This is a genomic window from Enterococcus sp. ZJ1622 (assembly GCF_011038845.1).
In the GTDB taxonomy this organism is placed as follows: Bacteria; Bacillota; Bacilli; order Lactobacillales; family Enterococcaceae; genus Enterococcus_B.
The window spans coordinates 105902-125609 of sequence record NZ_JAAKDW010000009.1 but is presented as its reverse complement, the minus strand read 5'-3'; the positions used below and the strand labels follow the sequence as shown (position 1 = coordinate 125609).

The window sequence follows — 19708 nt, the reverse complement described above, 5'->3', positions numbered from 1 at the left end:
CAAAATCGAGGGCAGGCCCGTCAGTGAGTCTACCCTCAGTTTGGTTTAGTTGGTTGTTCATTTTGCTATTTTTTTCTTCACTTCTTTGTCGAAGGCTACTTTTTGTAAATTCGTACTGATATAAAAAACGAAGATCTGATTGTTTCTCAAAGAAAAAGCGACACGATGGCCTTTGCCTCCAAGGCTGATTTTCATTTCGTATATTCCTTTTTGCAAATGGTTACGCACTGGCTTTATACGATAAAAACGATGTTCCAAATGTTCGATGATCTTATTGGAAATCGTTTCCTTATACTTGGGATGTTCCTCTCGTGGCAATCGATCAAGAAGTCCGGTTTCAAATTCAACTGTATAGGACATACTTTCTCCTCTTATGATTTCTCGATGATCGCTACAACTGCTTTACCGCAAGTCAGTTCTTTTTCCAATTCGCTTTTTATTTTTTGTGCGCATGCTTTTGAAAAAGGAGCTGCTTCCTGCCACGATCCGAATAATGGATAATCGTTGCGTACGCCTTTTACATACTGTTTGTTTTTGACGCCTTTTGTACTTATTTCGACATAATACATTCGCTCATCTTCTTTCTTGGGATATTATCGTTTGGTTTTATGTAAATGAAGAGAAGGATGTATCTCTACCTTTATGATAAATAAAAAGAATCAATTTGGAAGTTTTTTTCACCTGATATAACGAATTCGAATAATACGTATAATAAAAACGTGATCCTCAAGGAAAATTCTCGAAAAAAAAGAAACTGTGGCAAAAGTCTGGTCACAGCTTCTTTTTTTCGAATAAACGGTGTTCAAGAGACAGCCTCTCGGCAATAAGGTACGATTTTGTAAAGTATGGGGCGCTATTTTTCAAAATCGCTTCTTATCGCTCAAGGCTGAACGTCTCTTTTACGACCTCTGATTCACGGTGTTCCATCTGCTGACCTTCGATATTAGCTCATAAAAATGCAAAATATAGGGAGCTATTTTACATTTTTTCTCTCTAATACTCAGGTCAAAACGCAGTTGTCACAACCTCATACACGGTGTTCCCCTGCCAACTCCTCGGGCACAAGTCACAATATTCATCAAACATGAGAAGCTGTTTGTTGAAATTGTTCCTTGTGTCTCAGAGTCAAACGGCAGGCTCACGACCTCTCTAAACGGTGTTCAAAAGCTTGCATCTGCGGTAATAAGCCCAACCAAACGAAAAATATGAAGGGCTATTTTCTGTTCAGTGTCCTTATTCCTTAAAGCAGAACGCAGTTGTCACGACCTCTACGTATTTTCTTGCTTTTAATGATGTTTATAACTAGCGTAATAAAAACCTGAGACAAAAATTGCGCCGCCGATGATATTTCCAATATAAACAGGGATAAAATTGGAAAGAAATTCTGTCCAAGTGGCTTGTCCTTCAAAAATCGCCGCAGGAATGATAAAACAGTTAGCGACACTATGCTGGAAGCCGATCGCAACAAAGATCATCACTGGGAACCAGATCGTCAGTACTTTCCCCGCCGCATCTTTAGCTCCATAGGACAGCCATAGCGCTAAGCCGACGAACCAATTACAGCCGATCCCAGAACCTAATGCTTGTCCCCATGACACAGCGATTTTATGATCAGCGATATGGATCACTTGATCTAAATAGACACCTGAATGCGTTAAACCCACGAAGTGACCAAAGAAATAGGCAACGAAAATCGCGCCGATGATGTTTGCGAAAGTGATCACTGACCAATTCTTGACGAGTTGAGGAAATGTTACTTTTTTATCCATAAACGCAATGGCAACAGCCATCATATTCCCAGTGATCAGTTCGCCGCCTCCAAGAAGGATAACTAGCAGTCCAATCGGAAAAACAGAAGCACCGACTAAGCTGGTCAAGCTGGCCATAGATTCTGGGATAGAGGCAGAGACTCGTACATACGCTAAATAACCTAGAGAAATCATAGCGCCTCCAATAAAACCCAAAATCAATTTAGTGAGGAGCGGTTTCTGTATTTTTTTTGTTCCAAGATGAATACTGATTTCCATAATTTCTTCTGGTGAGTGCATGATATACTGACGCCTACTTTCTGAATAGATTTTATAATAGCAAAATATAGTGAAATAATTCACATTATCTTTTTTGATTATACCATCTTCATGATTCGATCGGCTTATTATTGTAAAATTTTCTACTTACTCACATGTAATTCTAAAAAATGATGCAAAAATACATAGTTTTTATGGTTATTCATGAAGCTGGTGCTGGATTTGCTGAAAAGAGAATAGAGCTTGTTTGTTGATCAAAAGAATGGTCTCATTATCAATTCTATCTGTCAGGAAAATAAAGGTGCGTATCTTATTTTTTCTTTTGGTGACTTAACTCCTGAATCTGCTGAAGAGTAGCTAGTTACTACAGCGAACAGCTCAATGCAGCTGAGCAATTAGAATTTGATATGGAAGATATATCCAGATTTAACCATGTAGAAGCTTTAAAATAGACGGTCGAGACGAGTAGAGTCTAGCCCCAAATTATAAGCCAAAACCCACAAAAATTGCTCTTACAATTTTTGTGGGTTTTGCTTTTCTTTCGAGTCCGTTTTCTGTTTTCTCTCTGATCCTTGGCTTTTTCGGTGCAGGAATAATAGATCTATGTTATTCTCCTGTCCCGCGATCGGTGACTTTATATTTCTTGCCTTGGCTGTCATAGGTGATCCATTCGCCAATAGGTTTTCCTTTAGAAAAATGTCCTGAACGTTTGATCACACCATCTAGGCGATACCATTCCCAGTATCCATCTGGTTCTCCATAAACCATTTTTCCTTTTGACCACATTGTTTTTCCATTCGCATGATATTTGATCGTGTAGCCGTCGATTCTTTCGATTTTCTTCTCTTTCACTGGATGATTTGGTGAGATGTCACATTTTTCGTTTTTCATTTCAGTTGCCTCCTTTCAAGTCCATGATGCCGTATTTTTTTGATAAATTGACAGAAGATCTTTTCCTTTCACCAACGTGTCACAATCAGCCATAACGTAGCCTTCAATAAAGTAGATCGATTCAGCTTTATTGTGAGGGATCAGTCGAAATTTATCAAGTACAGGTGTTCATCGTTCGGTTGATCGAAAGCTGTATTTATTCCAAAAATTTCCGTTATCCCGGAATCAATTTGTGCTCAATGAAAAGAAACCATTTTTCATGTACTAGTGGTGTAGAAAGAAAGGTGGAGGAAAGATGAAAAAAATCGTAGCAATCACGCTTTATCCAATCATGAATAACAAATAACAGGATATTATCAGCAAATGACCGAATCAATATATTTAGCAGTGTCTAAGTATAGTGTTTCCTGTTAGCGAGAAAGATTATTCGTTTTTTTAGAAAAAAAGTAGTAAAATCAGGACATGTTAAAAATAAAAAACCTTCCATTTTTGAAAGGTTGGAGGAGGTCATCATCTTGAAGAAGATCGGGTTTTTAAGCTTTGGTCATTGGATGGATCAAGGGTCACTTGTTAAAACAGCGGAAGAAGCTTATCTGCAATCGATCGAATTAGCTGTCGAGGCAGAAAAAATCGGAATAGACGGCGCATTTTTCCGTGTACATCACTTTGCACCTCAGATTGGTTCGCCATTCCCATTGCTCTCAGCAATCGGCGCAAAGACAAGCAAGATCGAAATCGGCACAGGGCTGATCGATATGCGTTATGAAAATCCATATTATATGGCAGAAAATGCCGGATTGACAGATATCATCACACAAGGAAGAGTGCAGTTAGGCGTCGGTCGCGGGTCACCTGAACAGGTGCTGGACGGCTGGAACTACTTCGGTTACGATTACAGCGAAGAAGAAATCAAAGAGATCGCACGGGCGCGTACGTTGGAATTCTTGGATCTTTTAGAAGGAAAACCTTTTGCAGAACCGAATCCACAGCCAATGTTCCCGCAAGGACCAGGAAAACTTCGGATCGAACCTTACTCAGAAGGACTACGTCAAAGGATCTGGTGGGGAGCAGGTTCGAAACAAACAGCAATCTGGGCCGCACAGCATGGAATGAATCTGCAATCATCTACATTAGTCAATTATGAAACGAACGAACCTTTCCATATCCAGCAGGCCAATCAGCTGCGCACATATAAAGAAGCGTGGAAGCAAGCAGGTCATGATTTTGAACCAAGAACGCTTGTTACTCGTTCGATCCAACCAATCACCACCGATCTCGATCGTCGTTTATTCGGACAAGATGGGATGCCTCAGCAAGATTCTGTCGGCTATCTCGCTTATCATCGGAACCCGACAATCTTCGGAAAGACTTTTGCCGGTGAACCTGAACAGTTAGTCAAGGAACTGGCAGAAGATGAAGCAATCAAAGAAGCAGATACCGTGCTTGTCACGATCCCTAATACATTGGGTGTAGAATACAATATCCATTTACTGGAAACGATCGTAAAAGAAATCGCTCCAGAATTAGGATGGCGTTGATCGAAAAGTGAGGTTAATTAGAGGAGCTTTGACAAATATCTTGTCAAAGCTCCTTTTCATGATGATAAGTCAAATTTATGCAAAATTGTAGAAAGCCATTGGTACAAACTTTTTCTTACCACTCGAAGATTGATGGCACTAACATGGCCTGAATGTCTTGTATAAACTTCGTCTGTGAGTTAAAGAGGCGTAATAGTGATCTTTTTCATAAATCGTTTGACGTCTGAAGGCACGACCACCCCGACTTCGGATTGTTGAGTATTCGACATCCCACAGGCCATGGCACATTGGAGGGTTTCAGTCAGTGAGTATTCTTGTTCTAATGCATATGCAAAACCGCCGACTGTCGCATCTCCAGAGCCTGTCGTGTTGATGATTTTTATTTCAGGGATTCGTATGTCCCAGATTTTTCCGTCCGCTTTCACCACAGCACCTCCAGCACCGCATGAAACCATGATGATATCGATCCCTTCAAATAACTGATTATTTTGCAGATGAGCGATGATTTCTGATTTTTTTGTGATACGCTGTTGGATAATCTCTGAAAATTCCTGTAGATTTGGTTTGATGAAAAAGGGCTTGTAACCATTGCTTCGTAATACTGCTTCTAGATGTTTCCCAGAAATATCCATGAGTATCGGAATCGATGGATCGATCTTTTCCCGAATATACGCCAATAAATCGACATAAACCAATGGATCGCTGTTATTGACAGAGCCGTTGATGGTAATGACAGAAACTTTGTTTTTTTCATAAAGATGTTTGATATCAGTCATCAATCGTTTAATTTGAGCATGATCGATTTTAGGTCCCGCCTCCACGAGCTCAGTCTGTGTGCCTTGGTCATGCATAATCGTAACAGCGCCTCTGCTTTCTTCTTCGATTGGTAAGAAGTTCAATACGAACCGCTGTTCCTTCATCAACATCTCTTGGATGATCTGCCCAAAATGGCCACCTAAAAAGCCAGTCAGGACAACAGTTGAACCTAAAAGAGAAGAAGTGCGACCGCAATTGACACCTTTTCCACCTACATAACGGACTGGTGCATCGAATCGCGTCATTGTGCCTAAACGGAACTGCTTGGTAAAGTAGATAAAATCAATGGATGGATTCATCGTAATCGTAATGATCATTTTTAGGCTCCTTTAATAATTTTGTATATTTCGAATAATGATTGAAATCTTCATCAGAAATCTTATTATCGGTAATGAGATAATCAAACTCTGACAGATTTCTGAATGTATAGATATCAGATTTATTTAATTTTGAATAATCTGCAACTACACATTTTATTTTCGCCGCATTCAATGCGGCATTTTGAATCCCTCCTTCAATGAACTGAGCAGTAGTCACGTTATTTTCGAAAATGCCATTTGTAGCAGCAAAAGAGATATCGACATTCAACCGTTCAAACGATCTTTCGGCAACTTCTCCGATAAATTCTTCTGTCACAGGCGAGAACTCTCCGCCTGTCAGTAAAATCCGATATTGTGTATGATTCTTCAGATAATTGAATGCAATCAAACTGTTCGTAATGACAAAAAGATTCTTTTTTTGGATAAACGGCAGAGCATAAAGAATCGTCGTTCCAGCACCAACGTAGATCGTTGAGTGGTCTTGGATGATGCTATTCATGATTTGTCCGATATATTTTTTTTCTTCGACATTCGTATCGATTTTTTCCTGCGTAGAGAGTTCACGATTATAAGGTTCTTTTCGCTCGACTCCGCCATACAATTTTTTTACCTTCTGATTGTTTGCCAATTCAGTGACATCTCTTCGAATCGTCATTTCTGAGACACCTAATTTGTTAGCGATTTCTGTATTGGTTAAAAAGAAGTCTTCCTCTAGCAATGTCAGGATTCGTTCTTGTCTTTCTTTTTTCAGCATATGAATTACTCCTTTAACAAAAAGTCAATTTTTGTTCGACTTTGTTCTTTTTAATTATATAGATAAACTTTTTTATTTTCAAGTAGTTTCATTTTTTCAAAATAATTCTTTTTGAAAGCGTTGACAAACGAGATTGGTAGAAATATAATGTGTTTGTAAAACAAAGATGAACTTAGTAGAACAAAAATTAACAAAGTTTATCAAAAAAGGAGGGCGAAGAGATACGTGGATTATCGAAAGTTGTTTGACCCTAAACTGGTGAAATTAGCAGTTGAGGCGTCAAGTGTAGAGGAAGCTTTTTTGATCGCTACTAACCAGTTAGCGCAGTTGGGGTATGTAACTGACAGTTACTTGACTGGTTTGACGGCACGTGAGAAAGAGTTTCCCACAGGATTGATTACGAAGTATTTGAATATTGCGCTGCCGCACTCGGAATGTGGATACGTCGAAAAGCCATTCGTTTTTATTATGCAGCTAGAAAAACCGATCGATTTCTATCAGATGGGGGACAATCAGAAAATGGCTGTAGAGCATTTATTCTTTTTAGGTATCAAAGAGCCAAAAGAGCAAGTTGGATTGCTTCAAGCATTTATGAATTTGTTTATGGACGAAAATTTTGTGGAAGCTTATAAGAAACAAGAAACGCCCCAACAGATATATGAACTTATGACAACCCATATTTAGGAGGAAGAATATGAAAAAACGTTTAATTGTCGCTTGCGGAAGCGGAGTAGCGACCAGCCAGACCATCGCTAGTAAAATCCAAAGCATGCTAGAGGACGATGGGCTCACATTCCCGGTAGAAGCAGTCGATTACAAATCGATCCAAAATGAACTCCCAACTGCAGGGATCTATGTGTATGTAGCACAGCCAGATGATGAAGTCCTGGAACAAGCAAAAAATCTAGGAGTTGAAGTATTCCCTGGGATTCCTTTTTTGACAGGAATGGGCGTGGCTTCTGTGTATGACAGTATCAAAGAGCTGATTCAGTAAAAATGACGTATCAATTCACTGAAAGGACACTTTTGTTGCCTTAGCTACTATAATTTGAAAGAAGGTTCACTTATGGAGGTTTTCCAAAATATCATCAATTATGTATTGAATCTAGGATCAGCGATTTTTGTTCCTTTGATCATTCTACTACTTGGGTTGCTGGCAGGGATGAGATTTAAAAAAGCATTCATGTCTGCACTGACTCTGGGCATCGCTTTTAGCGGGATGTCCATGGTGATCGGTTATATGTCTAACGCAGTAAGTCCAGCTTCAGAAGCGTTAGCGAAAAATACAGGGATCAGTTTGCCAGCGCTCGATCTAGGTTGGACGGGAGCTGCGAGCATCACGTGGTCTTGGAGCTATGCCTTTTTGTTCTTTGCCGTAACGATCGGAGTCAATTTCATCTTGCTGCTTTTGAATTGGACGAAAACATTGAATGTCGATATGTGGAATGTTTGGGGCAAAGCATTGACAGCGTATTTAGTTTATTATGTGTCAGGTAGTCTAGCAGCTGGATTTCTTACAGCGATGGTCCAAGTTGTACTTGAATTAAAGCTTGGGGATATGTTCCAAAAGCACATCCAAGATCTCACAGGCATTCCTTTAGTGACAGTGACGCACTTCATGACCTCGGCAGCTGTGTTGTTGCTTCCTTTCAATATGCTTATGGATAAAATACCGGCATTGAATAAACGAGCGGACACGAATGCTCTGAAGAAAAAAATAGGGATCTTTTCCGAAAACTCAGTGATGGGATTTCTTATTGGATTAGGGCTTGGATTTGCTGCTGCGTATGGTGTTTCGGGCTCTCTTAATCTAGCGGTACAGACTGCGACTGCCTTAAGTCTGTTCCCGATGATCTCTAAGATGTTCATGCAATCTTTGTCTCCATTAGCAGATGCGATGTCAGAATTCATGAAAAAAAGATTCAAGGATCGAGAAGTATACATTGGACTGGATTGGCCAATCTTAGCAGGCCGTTCGGAGATTTGGGTCACGGCGATCTTGCTTGTGCCTGTGTTTATCGGCTATGCCATTATTTTACCAGGAAACCAAGTATTGCCTTTAGCCGGCATCATCAACTATTCCATTGCGGTAGGAGGATTGCTTCTGACAGGAGGAAATTTGGCTCGTATGTTGATATTAGGAGTGATCACTATGCCTATCTATTTGTATGGCGCTACTTATCTTGCGCCGATCCTCAGCGGGTTGGCAGAAAAAAGTGGAGCGGTAGAGGGAATCAAAAAAGGGCAATTGATCACTTGGTCATCCATTGAAGGGCCGGAATTCCGGATTTTGTTTGCCGAGGCATTCAATAAGAACATTGTCGCTATGATCGGCTGTGTGCTTTTCTTAGGATTGTTCATTCTGCTGTACAAATATATGATGAAAGCAAAAGTGCCAAGTGAGCGGTACGCTGAATTGCAGAAATGACATGAGAATGGTACGGGAAAGCCAATGAAAAAAGAAGAAACTGAAAAATTCAAATGGACCATCGCTCTTGGCCTCACATTCCTATGCTTCCTATATGGCCTATTCACTCAAAACATCCTAATTCAGCTATTGGTCATGTTGAGTGCCACCCTGATTTACAAAAATGGGAATAAAATATTGTTTAAAGAGCAAGATGAGAAAAGAAAGCGAAGAATAGAAGAATCGATGAAATTGAAAGAAGCAACAAAAGAGATAATACGAGAAAAAAGATTCATAAAAAGATAGTGGAGGAATCGCTATGTCAGATGGACGAATGATATTTGAAAGAGAACGACAGGATATGGCAAGGATCGTGAAAGTGATTTTTGAAAGGAAAAATACAAATGTTGCAGGTGGAAATTTTTCTTTTAAAACAACAGATGATCAAGGAAAAGAATACATCATCATGACACCTACGATGATGTCAGAAGCGTATCTTGGAGAGATTTCTCCCGCACAAGTGCTTGTAGTAGAACCGAGAACGCGAAAAATCATCGATGGTGTCGGAAAATTAACTCGAGAGATCAACATGCATGAAGCAATGTATGAAACTGATCCAGCAATCAAAGCTGTCTTGCATGCACATGCGCCAAATGCGATGTTTTGGGCAACCACTGGCTTACCTATGCCTAATTTGACGGAAGCCACGGCGAAAGTAAAAGAGATTCCGGTCATGGCATTTGAGCCGAACTGTTCGGAGGAGCTTGCGGAATTGACAAGCGACTATGTCAAGAAACAGCATCTAGGATTACCGCATATGCTACTGCTCAACTCTCATGGCGTGTTGATCAACACAGGTGGAGAAACAGGAATCGAAGCCATCCATAAAGCACTACAAATCCTTGATACGGTCGAATGGAATGCAGAAATCGCTTATAAACAGACGATTTTCCAAGCACTCGGCATAACAGATGGTTTTTATTCGAAAGGAGAAAAAGTAGGAGACCTAGAAGCATTGAGACACGGTATTCCTATCTATAACCATGCAAGCATTGCGGCGGGCGGGGATTGATGTTTAACTGAATATGCAAAAAAACAGCACCCCACAAATCAGATTTGCAGGGGTGCTGTTTCATTGTGATGAAGATTCACGGATCACTTCATTTGTTCCAGCCAACTTTTGGCTTTTTCCACTTCTGCTAATGTGAGCTGATGCCCCATGGCAGTGTGCTGGATTGTGAGGTTCGCTTGGCTTTCTTTGAATTGATGCGCTAAGGTATTGAAGGAAGCAGGAGAGACGATTGGATCGTTCTCACCATATGAGAGCCAGACAGTTTTGTCTTCCAAGGACGCTCGACTTTGATGGACACCGAGTGACATCGGATGGAAGAACAGTCCTTTGTTCAGTTTGGTTTCTCGTTCTAGCAATAAATGTGCAGCGATATTAGCACCATTGGAATAGCCGACAAGCAGCCAGTCCTCTAAAGGAATCTGCTCGTTTTCGCTGATTTCTTTGATTGTTTCGTGTAAGCGATCTGTTTCTTGTTCTAGACTGTCGAGATCGAATTGATTCAAGCCGTTTCGCTTGAAAAATCGATTCATGCCATCTTCTTCGATCGTACCTCGAAGGGAGAGGATCGTGCTGTCTGGTGCAAGGAATCCAGCAATTTCCATAAGAGAATATTCGTCGCCACCTGTACCATGTAGTAAGATCAGCTTTTTACTGTTCGTACTGCCTTTTTCAAAGAGATAGTTCATTTGATTCACTCCTTGCCGTACTGCCGAGTTTTTGGGAGAAAATTATTCTCGTTTTTTGTTCGCGTCACTTGTATCGAATGGACGGACATAGTCTTCGATTGCTTCTCTACGTTCTTCTAAGAATGGAGGTAAGGACAATTTTTCTCCTGCTGTTTCTGCTGTTTCATCTTCAAGGAATCCAGGTCCGTCTGTTGCTAGCTCGAATAACACATGAGTAGCAGCCAAGAAATATTCAGATTGGAAATAGAAACGATCGACAAAGCCAGAATTTGGCAATTCGATTTTATTGATGACTTGGATCCAATATTGCAAAGCTTCTTTATCTGCTACACGCAAAGCTAAGTGATGGATATTGCCGAATCCTTCGATGGCTTTCGGTAAATCTGGACGATGCTCGATAATGATGCTTGCGCCATTTCCACCTTCGCCGATTTCGAATAGATAAAAGTCTTCTGAGCGATCTGTTTCAGTAAAACCTAACACTTTTTCCAGAATCAAACGGATATGGTCCAAGTTACTTACACGGACGAAAACTGGTCCAAGTCCAGTGATCGCAAATTCTGTAGGGACATTGCTGTTTTTCCAAGGGATACCGGCTGCTACTCCTTGGTTTTGTTCATCGGAGATCAATTGATAATACTGGTTATCGAAATCTTCAAATTCAAGATATTTTTTTCCGAAGCGTTCATTGATCTCAGAGTGAACGACTTCATATTTTTCGAAACGTTCTAGCCAGAAGTCCAAAGCGGCATCACTTGGAACGCGGAAAGAAGCGCGTGAGATCGTATCAGTGCCTTTTTTGCCTTTTGGCTGATTAGGAAAATCGAAGAAAGTCATATCTGTTCCAAGTGCGCCTGTTTCATCTGTAAAGTAGAGATGATAGGTTTCGATATCGTCTTGATTGACTGTTTTCTTGATCAAACGCATACCCAAAATATCCGTGAAGAAGCGGTAGATTTTTGTTGCGCTAGATGTCATCGCTGTTACATGGTGGATCCCTCTGATTTGTGTGTCCATAATATATTCCTCCTGTTAACTTACAAAAAGTAAGTGATTGATGTTAGACACAGTATAGGAGGTTAGGGGTGTTTTTGCAACTATTTTGTCTTTTGAAATAATAACAAAGTGGAGTAGAGGAGAAGCTAGGGGTGATATGACTATAGGAAGAAAAAAACAGAGTGTAAAAAACACTCTGTAAAAGTTTGGACTTTGGCGCGTACGTCATTCAGCTTCAGTTTAGTCATAAAGGCCCTGAACAAGAAAATATGAGAAGCTATTTTTCTCTGATCACTCTTACTGCTTGACGCAGAACAGCTTTTTCACGACCTCTGATTCACGGTGTTCCAACTGCTGACCTTCGGTATTAGCTCATAAAAATGCAAAATATGGAGAGCTATTTTACATTTTTCTTCTCTAATACTCAGGTCAAAACGCAGTTGACGCAACCTCTTACTGCATGGATCTCACATCCAACACCGAATAATTCCGGACGTCGTACCGGTTTCTACTGGATGAACATTCGATCGGCTGGCCATCTTTCAGATAAACGACTTGCTGGACTTCCAGAACGGGATCTGTTTCTGAACAGTTCAGGTATTCCTGATCAAATGCTGTGCTTTTATCTGCGGCGATCGCGCGATAAGCACCTGCAAAATGGATGTTTAATTCTTTGTGCAGATAATCATAGATCGAAGCGAGTAGATGTTCTTTTTTTAAGCCGGGCACTAAATGGACAGGCATGAAGGTATGCTCCAGGATATAAGGCTCACCATCCAGAATCCGTAAACGGTGGATGTTGTAAACAGGTTGTTCGGCACCGATCATCAAACGTTCCTGGATCAGCTGGCTCGGAAATTCCACATCGAATTGGATGATATGGCTTTTCAAGGAGCGGTTTCTGCGTTGCATTTGAAGACTGAGTCCTTCGTATTCATTGACAGGTGAAGTATCCTTTTGCAAAAATGGATGGTTCAAGATTTTCGTTCCCGAACCTCTCTGAGAGTAGACCAGACCTTCCATTGCTAAGATATTGATCGCTTTCTTGATCGTCATCCGGCTCGCACCAAATTCTTCGACCAAGTCTACTTGGTTCGGTAAAAAACTATTGCGCGGATAAATCCCTGAACGGATCCGCTCTCTTAATGTATTTGCGATTTCTTCATATTTTGGCACGTTATTCACCTCTTCTAGAGTATAACGAAAGATCCGTCCGGCGACAACTGCCGGAATATAAAAGCTTTGGAGCTGTGACAAAAGACTTGTCGTCGAATAAATGGTATTCAAAAGCTTGCATCTACGGCACTAAGCCCAATCAGATGAAAAATATGGAAAGCTATTTTTCTCTGATTGGGCTTACTACTTGATACAGGGCAGCTTTTTCACGACCTCTTGATATAAACGGTGTTCTCCTGCCAACGCCTCGGGCACAAGTCACAATATTCATAAAACATGAAAAGCTGTTTGTTGAGATTGTTCCTTGTGCCTCAGAGTTAAACGGCAGGCTCACAACCTCTGATACACGGTGTTCCATCTGCTGACCTTCGGTATTAGCTTATAAAAATGCAAAATATGGAGAGCTATTTTACATTTTTCTTCTCTAATACTCAGGTCAAAACGCAGTTGTCACAACCTCATACACGGTGTTCCAGTGCCAACTTTTCGGAGATAAGCCTAATTTATGCAAAAATGTGAGAAGCCATTTTCACAAAATTTTTCTTATTGCGTTAAATCACGAAGAACATCAGTGATTCGATGATGCAACGTACCTACTTGGCCCTCAAAGCTGAACGACACTGTCACAACCTCTGATTCACGGTGTTCCAGTGCCAACTTTTCGGAGATAAGCCTAATTTATGCAAAAATGTGAGAAGCCATTTTCACAAAATTTTTCTTATCCCTCAAAGCTGAACGACACTGTCACAACCTCATACACGATGTTCCAGAAGTAGCTTCTTCGAAAATAAGCCGAAATTTCTGGAAGCTGCCCACTTCTGTCACAACCTTTGGCAGCCGTAAAAAAAGAGCAGCGACCAAAGTCACAGCTCTTAGTGATCGAACTAGGCGATATCCAAATCAGGTTGTTTATCTAGAACTTTCAAGAATGGATACCAGATGAAGGCGACAATCACGAAATCGACTACTTGGAGCAATCCGCCAAGCCATGAATTTGTCGCTAAGACACCGCTTGCAATGATCGGCACTGTCCATGGTACTGAAACACCTGTCGGAGCAGGAACGATCCCAGCTGCCATCATAGAATAGTTGAAAACAGTCACGATCAGAGGAGCAATGATCCAAGGAATCAGGATCGTCGCATTCAAGACAATCGGCAACCCGAAAATCGCTGGTTCATTCACATTGAAGATACCTGGTGCTAAAGCCAGACGACCGACATCCCGATATTGTTTTTTCTTAAGAACGAACGCCATCAATAAGACAACTGCCAAAGTCATGCCAGAACCACCGATCCCAACAGTAAAGGTTTCCATAAATGGTTTAGAGATGATATGAGGAAGCTCTTTTCCGTGCTGATAAGCTTCCAGATTATCAAGCATCAGAGTATTCCAGATTGGGTCCATGACAGAATTGACAATAATCTGTCCATGAAGCCCGAAGAACCACAAGAATTGGACAAAGAATAATGCAATCAGTGTCGCAGGCAAACTGCTTCCTAAACCAGTCAATGGTTTTTGGATCACTTCATAAACGACATCGTGGAGATTGGCATTGAAGACACCCGTCATGATTGCATTGATGATCAAAAATACTGTCAAAGTGACTACAGCAGGAATCAGAGCTGCAAATGATTTAGTGACTGCAGGCGGAACACCGTCAGGCATTTTGATCTGCCACCCGCGTTTGGTGATTCTGCAGTAGATTTCACCAGCTAAGAAAGCAGCGATCATTCCGATAAACATCCCTTTTGCACCCAAACGGTCCAGTGAAAGAACTCCAGTGATTTCTTCGCCTCCAGGAGATGTCATGACGAATGGAGTGAGGATCAAGAAACTGGCAAAAGAAACAGCACCGCCGAAAATACCTTCGACATCATAGGATTTCGATAAATAATAGCCGATACCAAAAGTAACAAACACAGACATGATACTCATTGTGGCATTCTGTCCATTTCCGAATAAAGTGGTCAGCGTGCCTTTCGTCCCATCACTGAAAAAAGGCAGATTATTGATAACAACAACGATCGAACCGAACATCGTCAGGGGAAAAGAAAGCATGAAAGCATCCCGCAAGACAGTCAGGTAACGATTTTGCCCTAATAGATTAGCTAAGGGCATGATTTTCTCAGAAAGCTTGTCCATAAAACCGTTCATTTTATTCACCTCAAATTTATTTGCAATCGATTACATACAGAGTATAACGCTGAATATTTTAAATGTCTAGTCATTTATTTAAAAAGTATTGATTTATTTTTGACGATTGGTTATAATAACGATATCAAAATGAAAAAGTGAGGAGATAACATGCGGACTTATACATTTCCAAAAAATTTCTGGTGGGGCTCTGCTGCAAGCGGACCGCAAACAGAAGGCAGAGTAGCAGGAGACGGCAAAGGAGAAAATATTTGGGATCACTGGTACGGATTAGAACCAGAGAAATTTTTCGATCAAGTCGGACCTGAAAAAACATCACAAGTTTATACCAAATACAAAGAAGACGTCCAATTGATGAAAGAAACAGGACATAATACGTTTCGTACATCCATCCAGTGGAGTCGCCTTATTCCCAATGGGACAGGAGAGATCAATCAAAAAGCAGTTTCTTTTTACAGAGATTATTTTACGGAACTGCGAAATAACGGAATCGAGCCGTTCGTCAATCTTTATCATTTCGATATGCCGCTGCCATTACAGGAAAAAGGAGGTTGGTTGTCCAGAGAAACGGTCGATGCCTATGTTTCTTATGCGGCTGCTTGTTTTGAATTGTTCGGTGACCTAGTCAAGAAATGGTTCACACACAATGAACCGATCGTACCGATAGAAGGCGGTTATTTGTATCAGTTCCATTTCCCGAATCATGTCGATATGAAAGAAGCAGTGCAAGTCGGTTTCCATGAAAACCTAGCGAGTGCCAAAGCGGTCAAAGCATATCATGAATCTGGACAAGATGGAGAGATCGGCATTATTTTGAATTTGACGCCAAGCTATCCTAGAGATGAAAACAATCCGGAAGATGTGAAAGCGGCAAGAATCGCTGATGCTTTCTTCAATCGTTCCTTCCTCGATCCTGCGGTCAAAGGGGAATTTCCAAAAGAACTGATCGAGATCATCAAGGAGCTAAACCTTCTTCCTGAAATGAGAGAAGGAGATTTAGCACTGATTCGTCAGAACACAGTCGATCTTTTAGGGATCAATTACTACCAGCCTCGCCGGATCAAAGCAAAAGAAATGCCAATTGATCATGAACACGGGCCGATGCCGGACGATTACTTTGACAACTATGACATGCCTGGCAAAAAAATGAACCCTTACCGCGGCTGGGAAATCTACGAAAAAGGCATCTACGATATTCTGACGAATACACGAGAGAATTACGGGAACATCAAGTGTTACATCTCCGAAAACGGCATGGGCGTAGAAGGAGAAGAGCGATTCGTCAATGATGAAGGGGTGATCGAAGATGATTACCGGATCGAATTTGTCACAGAGCATCTGAAATATGTCCATCAGGCGATCCAAGAAGGCACGAATTGTGTAGGATATCATATGTGGACATGCATGGACAACTGGTCATGGACGAACGCGTATAAAAACCGCTACGGATTTATTGCGGTCGATCTGAAGCAGGACGGCAAACGGACGATCAAAAAATCCGGTCGTTGGTTCAAAAAGGTTTCAGAAAAAAATGGGTTTGAAGCAGAATGATTTTTAAAGAAATCGTTCACAAAATATTTGTAGTTCTAAAATAATCGTGCTAAACTAAATGTAAAGGAGGCGTTTACAATGGTAGACACTTATCAAAACATTTTAGTAGCAATCGACGGTTCAGAAAAGGCAGAGAAAGCATTTCTGGAGGCGATCACAATTGCTAAACGCAACCACGCAACTTTGCACATCCTTTACGTCAACGAAGTCACAGGAAATTATTTTGGCGATTTTGCTTTTGTGACGACGAATCTGCAAGAAGAACTAGACGAAGTAGCAGAGAAACAAATGAACGAACACCGGAATCTGGCGATTGAAAAAGGATTGACAGATATCGAGACCCATATCTTGTATGGTTATCCAAAGACCCTGATTGCGAATTTCCATGAATCCAAAGAACCGATCGATTTGATCGTGATGGGCTCCACAGGGCTGAATGCCGTGGAACGTGCATTAGTTGGTTCCATCACTTCTTATGTAGTCAATCATGCGCCATGTAATGTCATGGTCGTGAAATAATCACTAACAAACAGCTACGCAGTCGAGCGGAAACGTTCGACTGCGTTTTTTGTCTAGCCAATCAATCCCAAAAGAGGGAACATTCTAGTGTTTCTTTTTTTATATAACTAAGGTCATCGATTTTTCAGCGAAACGATCTAGCTGCAGTTTTTGTAAAAAATATTACTTTACCTGTCGTAGTAAAAATTGTATAATGATTACAACGACAGATGGAGTAATGTGGAGGGGAAAGAATGATTTCAAGTGATGGGATACGCGGTTACAACGATGCGATTATTTTGGCTATTCTTGATCAAGGCGATTCATACGGCTATGAGATCTCAAAAAAAATCCGTGAGAGAACGGAAGATTCCTATGTGATCAAGGAAACCACTCTTTACTCCGTATTTGCTCGCTTGGAAAAAAATCGGTTGATCGTTTCTTATCCTGGCGAAGTGACCCATGGGAAAAAACGGACTTATTATAAGATCACAGAAGAAGGACGTACTCTTTTAGCACAAAAAACGCAGGAGTGGCAGACAACAAAATTTGTTGTCAATCAATTTTTGGAGGGAAAATAAGTGGATACAATTCGTAATTATTTAGACAGTCTTTTTATCGGCGTACCCGAAAGCAGTGAAATCGAAAAATTAAGAGCGGATTTGCTCGCAAATATGGAAGATCATTATCATGAACTGATCAATGAAGGAAAGAATGAACACGAAGCTGTCGGTACAGTCATCTCGACATTTGGCTCGATCGATGAACTTTTAGAAGAACTGAATGTTGAAAAAGAAACGGCTTCTACTCAGTCGGGTGAACAGTTTCCTTCGATTCATTTGAGTGAAGCAGAGAATTACTGGAAGGAATACAAGCGGGCAAGCTTCCAGTTGGCTTCAGGCGTTCTTCTCAGCTGCTTGTCCTTTGCAGGGTTTCTTTTCTTTGCGTCTTATGGTTCCCCCTTCGTCGGTTTTGCTTGCCTGCTTTTCGGGCTAGCAATATCAATCGGTTTTTTCATTGTATCTGGAATGAAGATCAATCAGCTGAACCGTTATGTGCATCATCGGGAAGTTTCAGGAAAGGTATTAGCAGAAGCTCGTCTGAGGGAAGAAAAGTATCGTCGAAGTTTTGGCGCATCTCTAGTCTTAGGGATCGGTTTTTGTATCTGTGCCTTTTTTCCGGTCATAGCTTCTCTTTTATGGTACATGGATGGCGGACTGGGAGCTACAGCCTTTTTCGTTACTGCGGGAATAGGCATCTTTTTGATCATCTATGGCAGTCTTGTCTGGCATTCCTATCGCCAATTCAACCAAAGCCAGTATACGTGGTGAGAAAGGTTGGAACACCGTGTATGAGAAGTCGTGACTTGCTGTCCAATTGTAAGGCATCTCGTACATTTACGTTCTTCAGGATATAGCATAACAAAAAAAGAAAGACGGCTGAGAATTCATGGGTTCTCAGTCGTCTTTTTGTTCGTTTCAAAAGGAGGGCATATTTTCTGTACTGAGATACTTCTATAGATAATCATCTAAAAAATCATCACTTAGTTCTGGATCATTGCGTACCCATGTAAAATCTGCATAAACTTCTTGTAGCTGTCTCCTCCGCCACTGTATGGGAATGAAGATCCGCATACTCTCTTCGCTGAATCCGACTAATAATTTTTTCCCATCAGTGAGGATAGGTCGTTGCAATAAAGAAATATGGGAAATCATCAGATCCACAAGCTCAAAGGTTGAGCAGTGTTCGATCTTTTCTTTCAAATGCTGATAATCGGTCGAGCGTTTGGCTAACAAGTCATCGAAGCCGTTTTCTGTCAAAGACAGTAAATAAAAGATTTCTTTTTTTGTCAAAGGCTGTTTTTGTGTGAAAATACGTTCTCTGTAAGGCATCTGATGCGTATTCAGCCACTTCACCATCAGATGATAACTATGAGAACGAGAAGAATAGAGCGTAAGCATCATAAGAAACTCCCTGAATACTCCTTGGATTTGTCGAATTTATAATGAAAATTAATAGTTAAGGAGCTGTAACATAAGCATCAATAACTAAAACAGTCCGATAATCCTCAGAAATACTTTCTATAGTCTTGGATAGGCGATGGCAGTAATAGAAAGAATATCGCTGGATTTGGCTTCTGAAATGGTTTTTGGCTTATGCTGCAGCTCCTCCGGAAAAAGGGTTCTACAATTTGAAGAAGGGTCCACGGTTCATCTGGACTTACTTAGTGTGAAATCGAAATCTTGAATTTTTGCCAGATGAACCATGTAACAACATCATTATAACTTATAGAAAGTATATTTTTTATTCTGTTTGGTTATAGTTGTTATAAAGGATTATTAGGCTATGATAGAAAACATGGCCTAATCGCTTCTGAAGGAGAATCAGAATCGTTTGTTTATATAGAGTTTTCGACTACGAGGAAATTCTAGTTCAATCAGCTTTTTCAATTTTTTATGGAATTCCTTTTTTTCGTCAAAAAAATAGGTCTGATGTTGGAAACCCTGTTCTTGCAGAATGTAAGTCGATCCTTTTTCTGTATGTTGCGTATGAACTTTTAGACATCTGTCTTTTTTATAGGAATAAATCGTATAGTCATCGAATCGGTCTGGCAGATGCCTGATTTTTTTCAAAATGACTTTCTTATCTTCGAGTTTCATTTCATCACCTTCTTTTATACTGTATTTCAAGAAAATAATAACTATACAAGAAGAGCAGATTCAAGGATGAAGAGCGAAGTATTCAAAAATCAAATGACCGGTATTCGATAACGTAATCATTGTTAAAGGACACGGCTGAAACTTTCCTATTTATTACAAA

22 protein-coding genes are annotated in these 19708 nt (G+C 40.6%); 10 read left to right on the top strand and 12 right to left on the bottom strand.

Features of this window, described 5'->3' with window-relative positions; genetic code table 11:
• Positions 1 to 57 precede the first annotated feature (57 nt).
• From G7Y42_RS10160 to G7Y42_RS10140, 4 genes are all read right to left on the bottom strand, one after another.
• Positions 58 to 360 (bottom strand): hypothetical protein, encoded by a 303-nt coding sequence (locus G7Y42_RS10160; RefSeq protein WP_165005810.1) that lies wholly within the window; start codon positions 358 to 360, stop codon positions 58 to 60.
• Between the two features lie 11 nt (positions 361 to 371).
• On the bottom strand, positions 372 to 569 hold the full coding sequence (locus tag G7Y42_RS10155) for a hypothetical protein (protein WP_165005811.1): 198 nt from the start codon (positions 567 to 569) through the stop codon (positions 372 to 374).
• 717 nt (positions 570 to 1286) lie between these two features.
• A complete protein-coding gene (locus G7Y42_RS10150; protein ID WP_165005812.1) occupies positions 1287 to 2048 on the bottom strand; it encodes a formate/nitrite transporter family protein in 762 nt (253 codons plus the stop codon).
• Positions 2049 to 2633: 585 nt separating this feature from the next.
• On the bottom strand, positions 2634 to 2918 hold the full coding sequence (locus tag G7Y42_RS10140) for a hypothetical protein (RefSeq protein WP_165005813.1): 285 nt from the start codon (positions 2916 to 2918) through the stop codon (positions 2634 to 2636).
• Between the two features lie 515 nt (positions 2919 to 3433).
• Between G7Y42_RS10140 and G7Y42_RS10135 the strand changes: the two genes are divergently transcribed.
• Positions 3434 to 4456: an LLM class flavin-dependent oxidoreductase gene (locus tag G7Y42_RS10135; protein ID WP_165005814.1), complete on the top strand. Its 1023-nt coding sequence runs from the start codon at positions 3434 to 3436 to the stop codon at positions 4454 to 4456.
• Positions 4457 to 4635: 179 nt separating this feature from the next.
• Here G7Y42_RS10135 and G7Y42_RS10130 read toward each other — a convergent pair whose 3' ends face one another.
• Both G7Y42_RS10130 and G7Y42_RS10125 read right to left on the bottom strand, forming a co-directional pair.
• Positions 4636 to 5589: a 1-phosphofructokinase family hexose kinase gene (locus G7Y42_RS10130; protein ID WP_165005815.1), complete on the bottom strand. Its 954-nt coding sequence runs from the start codon at positions 5587 to 5589 to the stop codon at positions 4636 to 4638.
• Positions 5555 to 6346 (bottom strand): DeoR/GlpR family DNA-binding transcription regulator, encoded by a 792-nt coding sequence (locus G7Y42_RS10125; protein ID WP_165005816.1) that lies wholly within the window; start codon positions 6344 to 6346, stop codon positions 5555 to 5557. The genes G7Y42_RS10130 and G7Y42_RS10125 overlap by 35 nt, the downstream gene beginning before the upstream one ends.
• Positions 6347 to 6571: 225 nt before the next feature.
• On the opposite strand from G7Y42_RS10125, the gene G7Y42_RS10120 reads away from it, so the two are divergent.
• The 5 genes from G7Y42_RS10120 (at position 6572) to G7Y42_RS10100 (ending at position 9825) form a co-directional block, all read left to right on the top strand.
• Complete coding sequence (locus G7Y42_RS10120) at positions 6572 to 7030, top strand: PTS sugar transporter subunit IIA (RefSeq protein ID WP_165005817.1); 459 nt, start codon at positions 6572 to 6574, stop codon at positions 7028 to 7030.
• 10 nt (positions 7031 to 7040) lie between these two features.
• Positions 7041 to 7340, top strand: a complete 300-nt coding sequence (locus G7Y42_RS10115) for a PTS sugar transporter subunit IIB (RefSeq protein WP_165005818.1) — start codon at positions 7041 to 7043, stop codon at positions 7338 to 7340.
• A 72-nt stretch (positions 7341 to 7412) separates the two neighbouring features.
• Complete coding sequence (locus tag G7Y42_RS10110) at positions 7413 to 8774, top strand: PTS transporter subunit IIC (RefSeq protein WP_165005819.1); 1362 nt, start codon at positions 7413 to 7415, stop codon at positions 8772 to 8774.
• A 24-nt stretch (positions 8775 to 8798) separates the two neighbouring features.
• Positions 8799 to 9059 carry a hypothetical protein gene (locus G7Y42_RS10105; protein WP_165005820.1) on the top strand — a complete coding sequence of 87 codons (261 nt, stop codon included), beginning with the start codon at positions 8799 to 8801 and terminating at the stop codon, positions 9057 to 9059.
• A 13-nt stretch (positions 9060 to 9072) separates the two neighbouring features.
• Positions 9073 to 9825, top strand: coding sequence for a class II aldolase/adducin family protein (locus tag G7Y42_RS10100; protein ID WP_165005821.1), 753 nt, complete (start codon positions 9073 to 9075; stop codon positions 9823 to 9825).
• Positions 9826 to 9908: 83 nt separating this feature from the next.
• On the opposite strand, the gene G7Y42_RS10095 is transcribed toward G7Y42_RS10100, so the two are convergent.
• From G7Y42_RS10095 to celB, 4 genes are all read right to left on the bottom strand, one after another.
• A complete protein-coding gene (locus G7Y42_RS10095) occupies positions 9909 to 10511 on the bottom strand; it encodes an alpha/beta hydrolase (protein ID WP_165005822.1) in 603 nt (200 codons plus the stop codon).
• Between the two features lie 42 nt (positions 10512 to 10553).
• On the bottom strand, positions 10554 to 11528 hold the full coding sequence (locus G7Y42_RS10090; protein ID WP_165005823.1) for a ring-cleaving dioxygenase: 975 nt from the start codon (positions 11526 to 11528) through the stop codon (positions 10554 to 10556).
• A gap of 432 nt (positions 11529 to 11960) precedes the next feature.
• Positions 11961 to 12683 (bottom strand): GntR family transcriptional regulator, encoded by a 723-nt coding sequence (locus tag G7Y42_RS10085; RefSeq protein ID WP_165005925.1) that lies wholly within the window; start codon positions 12681 to 12683, stop codon positions 11961 to 11963.
• Positions 12684 to 13567: 884 nt separating this feature from the next.
• Positions 13568 to 14839, bottom strand: coding sequence for a PTS cellobiose transporter subunit IIC (celB, locus tag G7Y42_RS10080; protein ID WP_165005824.1), 1272 nt, complete (start codon positions 14837 to 14839; stop codon positions 13568 to 13570).
• Positions 14840 to 14989: 150 nt separating this feature from the next.
• On the opposite strand from celB, the gene G7Y42_RS10075 reads away from it, so the two are divergent.
• From G7Y42_RS10075 to G7Y42_RS10060, 4 genes are all read left to right on the top strand, one after another.
• Positions 14990 to 16390 carry a glycoside hydrolase family 1 protein gene (locus G7Y42_RS10075; protein WP_165005825.1) on the top strand — a complete coding sequence of 467 codons (1401 nt, stop codon included), beginning with the start codon at positions 14990 to 14992 and terminating at the stop codon, positions 16388 to 16390.
• 78 nt (positions 16391 to 16468) lie between these two features.
• Positions 16469 to 16909 (top strand): universal stress protein, encoded by a 441-nt coding sequence (locus G7Y42_RS10070; RefSeq protein ID WP_165005826.1) that lies wholly within the window; start codon positions 16469 to 16471, stop codon positions 16907 to 16909.
• A 233-nt stretch (positions 16910 to 17142) separates the two neighbouring features.
• The gene (locus tag G7Y42_RS10065; RefSeq protein WP_165005827.1) at positions 17143 to 17469 is read left to right on the top strand and encodes a PadR family transcriptional regulator; all 327 of its coding nucleotides are present in this window, start codon (positions 17143 to 17145) and stop codon (positions 17467 to 17469) included.
• Positions 17470 to 18219, top strand: a complete 750-nt coding sequence (locus tag G7Y42_RS10060) for a permease prefix domain 1-containing protein (RefSeq protein WP_165005828.1) — start codon at positions 17470 to 17472, stop codon at positions 18217 to 18219.
• 183 nt (positions 18220 to 18402) lie between these two features.
• On the opposite strand, the gene G7Y42_RS10055 is transcribed toward G7Y42_RS10060, so the two are convergent.
• Positions 18403 to 18849 (bottom strand): Spx/MgsR family RNA polymerase-binding regulatory protein, encoded by a 447-nt coding sequence (locus tag G7Y42_RS10055; RefSeq protein ID WP_165005926.1) that lies wholly within the window; start codon positions 18847 to 18849, stop codon positions 18403 to 18405.
• A 423-nt stretch (positions 18850 to 19272) separates the two neighbouring features.
• Positions 19273 to 19548 carry a hypothetical protein gene (locus tag G7Y42_RS10050; protein ID WP_165005829.1) on the bottom strand — a complete coding sequence of 92 codons (276 nt, stop codon included), beginning with the start codon at positions 19546 to 19548 and terminating at the stop codon, positions 19273 to 19275.
• Positions 19549 to 19708: the final 160 nt, after the last annotated feature.

Excerpts from the sequence above, each read along its gene's own strand:
- G7Y42_RS10125 (WP_165005816.1), bottom strand. The coding sequence starts at position 6,346 with ATGCTGAAAAAAGAAAGACAAGAACGAATCCTGACATTGCTAGAGGAA.
- G7Y42_RS10090 (WP_165005823.1), bottom strand. The coding sequence starts at position 11,528 with ATGGACACACAAATCAGAGGGATCCACCATGTAACAGCGATGACATCT.
- G7Y42_RS10130 (WP_165005815.1), bottom strand. The coding sequence starts at position 5,589 with ATGATCATTACGATTACGATGAATCCATCCATTGATTTTATCTACTTT.
- G7Y42_RS10110 (WP_165005819.1), top strand. The coding sequence starts at position 7,413 with ATGGAGGTTTTCCAAAATATCATCAATTATGTATTGAATCTAGGATCA.
- G7Y42_RS10140 (WP_165005813.1), bottom strand. The coding sequence starts at position 2,918 with ATGAAAAACGAAAAATGTGACATCTCACCAAATCATCCAGTGAAAGAG.
- G7Y42_RS10100 (WP_165005821.1), top strand. The coding sequence starts at position 9,073 with ATGTCAGATGGACGAATGATATTTGAAAGAGAACGACAGGATATGGCA.
- G7Y42_RS10150 (WP_165005812.1), bottom strand. The coding sequence starts at position 2,048 with ATGCACTCACCAGAAGAAATTATGGAAATCAGTATTCATCTTGGAACA.
- G7Y42_RS10115 (WP_165005818.1), top strand. The coding sequence starts at position 7,041 with ATGAAAAAACGTTTAATTGTCGCTTGCGGAAGCGGAGTAGCGACCAGC.
- G7Y42_RS10070 (WP_165005826.1), top strand. The coding sequence starts at position 16,469 with ATGGTAGACACTTATCAAAACATTTTAGTAGCAATCGACGGTTCAGAA.
- G7Y42_RS10155 (WP_165005811.1), bottom strand. The coding sequence starts at position 569 with ATGTATTATGTCGAAATAAGTACAAAAGGCGTCAAAAACAAACAGTAT.
- G7Y42_RS10065 (WP_165005827.1), top strand. The coding sequence starts at position 17,143 with ATGATTTCAAGTGATGGGATACGCGGTTACAACGATGCGATTATTTTG.
- G7Y42_RS10160 (WP_165005810.1), bottom strand. The coding sequence starts at position 360 with ATGTCCTATACAGTTGAATTTGAAACCGGACTTCTTGATCGATTGCCA.
- G7Y42_RS10075 (WP_165005825.1), top strand. The coding sequence starts at position 14,990 with ATGCGGACTTATACATTTCCAAAAAATTTCTGGTGGGGCTCTGCTGCA.
- G7Y42_RS10105 (WP_165005820.1), top strand. The coding sequence starts at position 8,799 with ATGAAAAAAGAAGAAACTGAAAAATTCAAATGGACCATCGCTCTTGGC.
- G7Y42_RS10055 (WP_165005926.1), bottom strand. The coding sequence starts at position 18,849 with ATGCTTACGCTCTATTCTTCTCGTTCTCATAGTTATCATCTGATGGTG.
- G7Y42_RS10050 (WP_165005829.1), bottom strand. The coding sequence starts at position 19,548 with ATGAAACTCGAAGATAAGAAAGTCATTTTGAAAAAAATCAGGCATCTG.
- G7Y42_RS10095 (WP_165005822.1), bottom strand. The coding sequence starts at position 10,511 with ATGAACTATCTCTTTGAAAAAGGCAGTACGAACAGTAAAAAGCTGATC.
- celB (WP_165005824.1), bottom strand. The coding sequence starts at position 14,839 with ATGAACGGTTTTATGGACAAGCTTTCTGAGAAAATCATGCCCTTAGCT.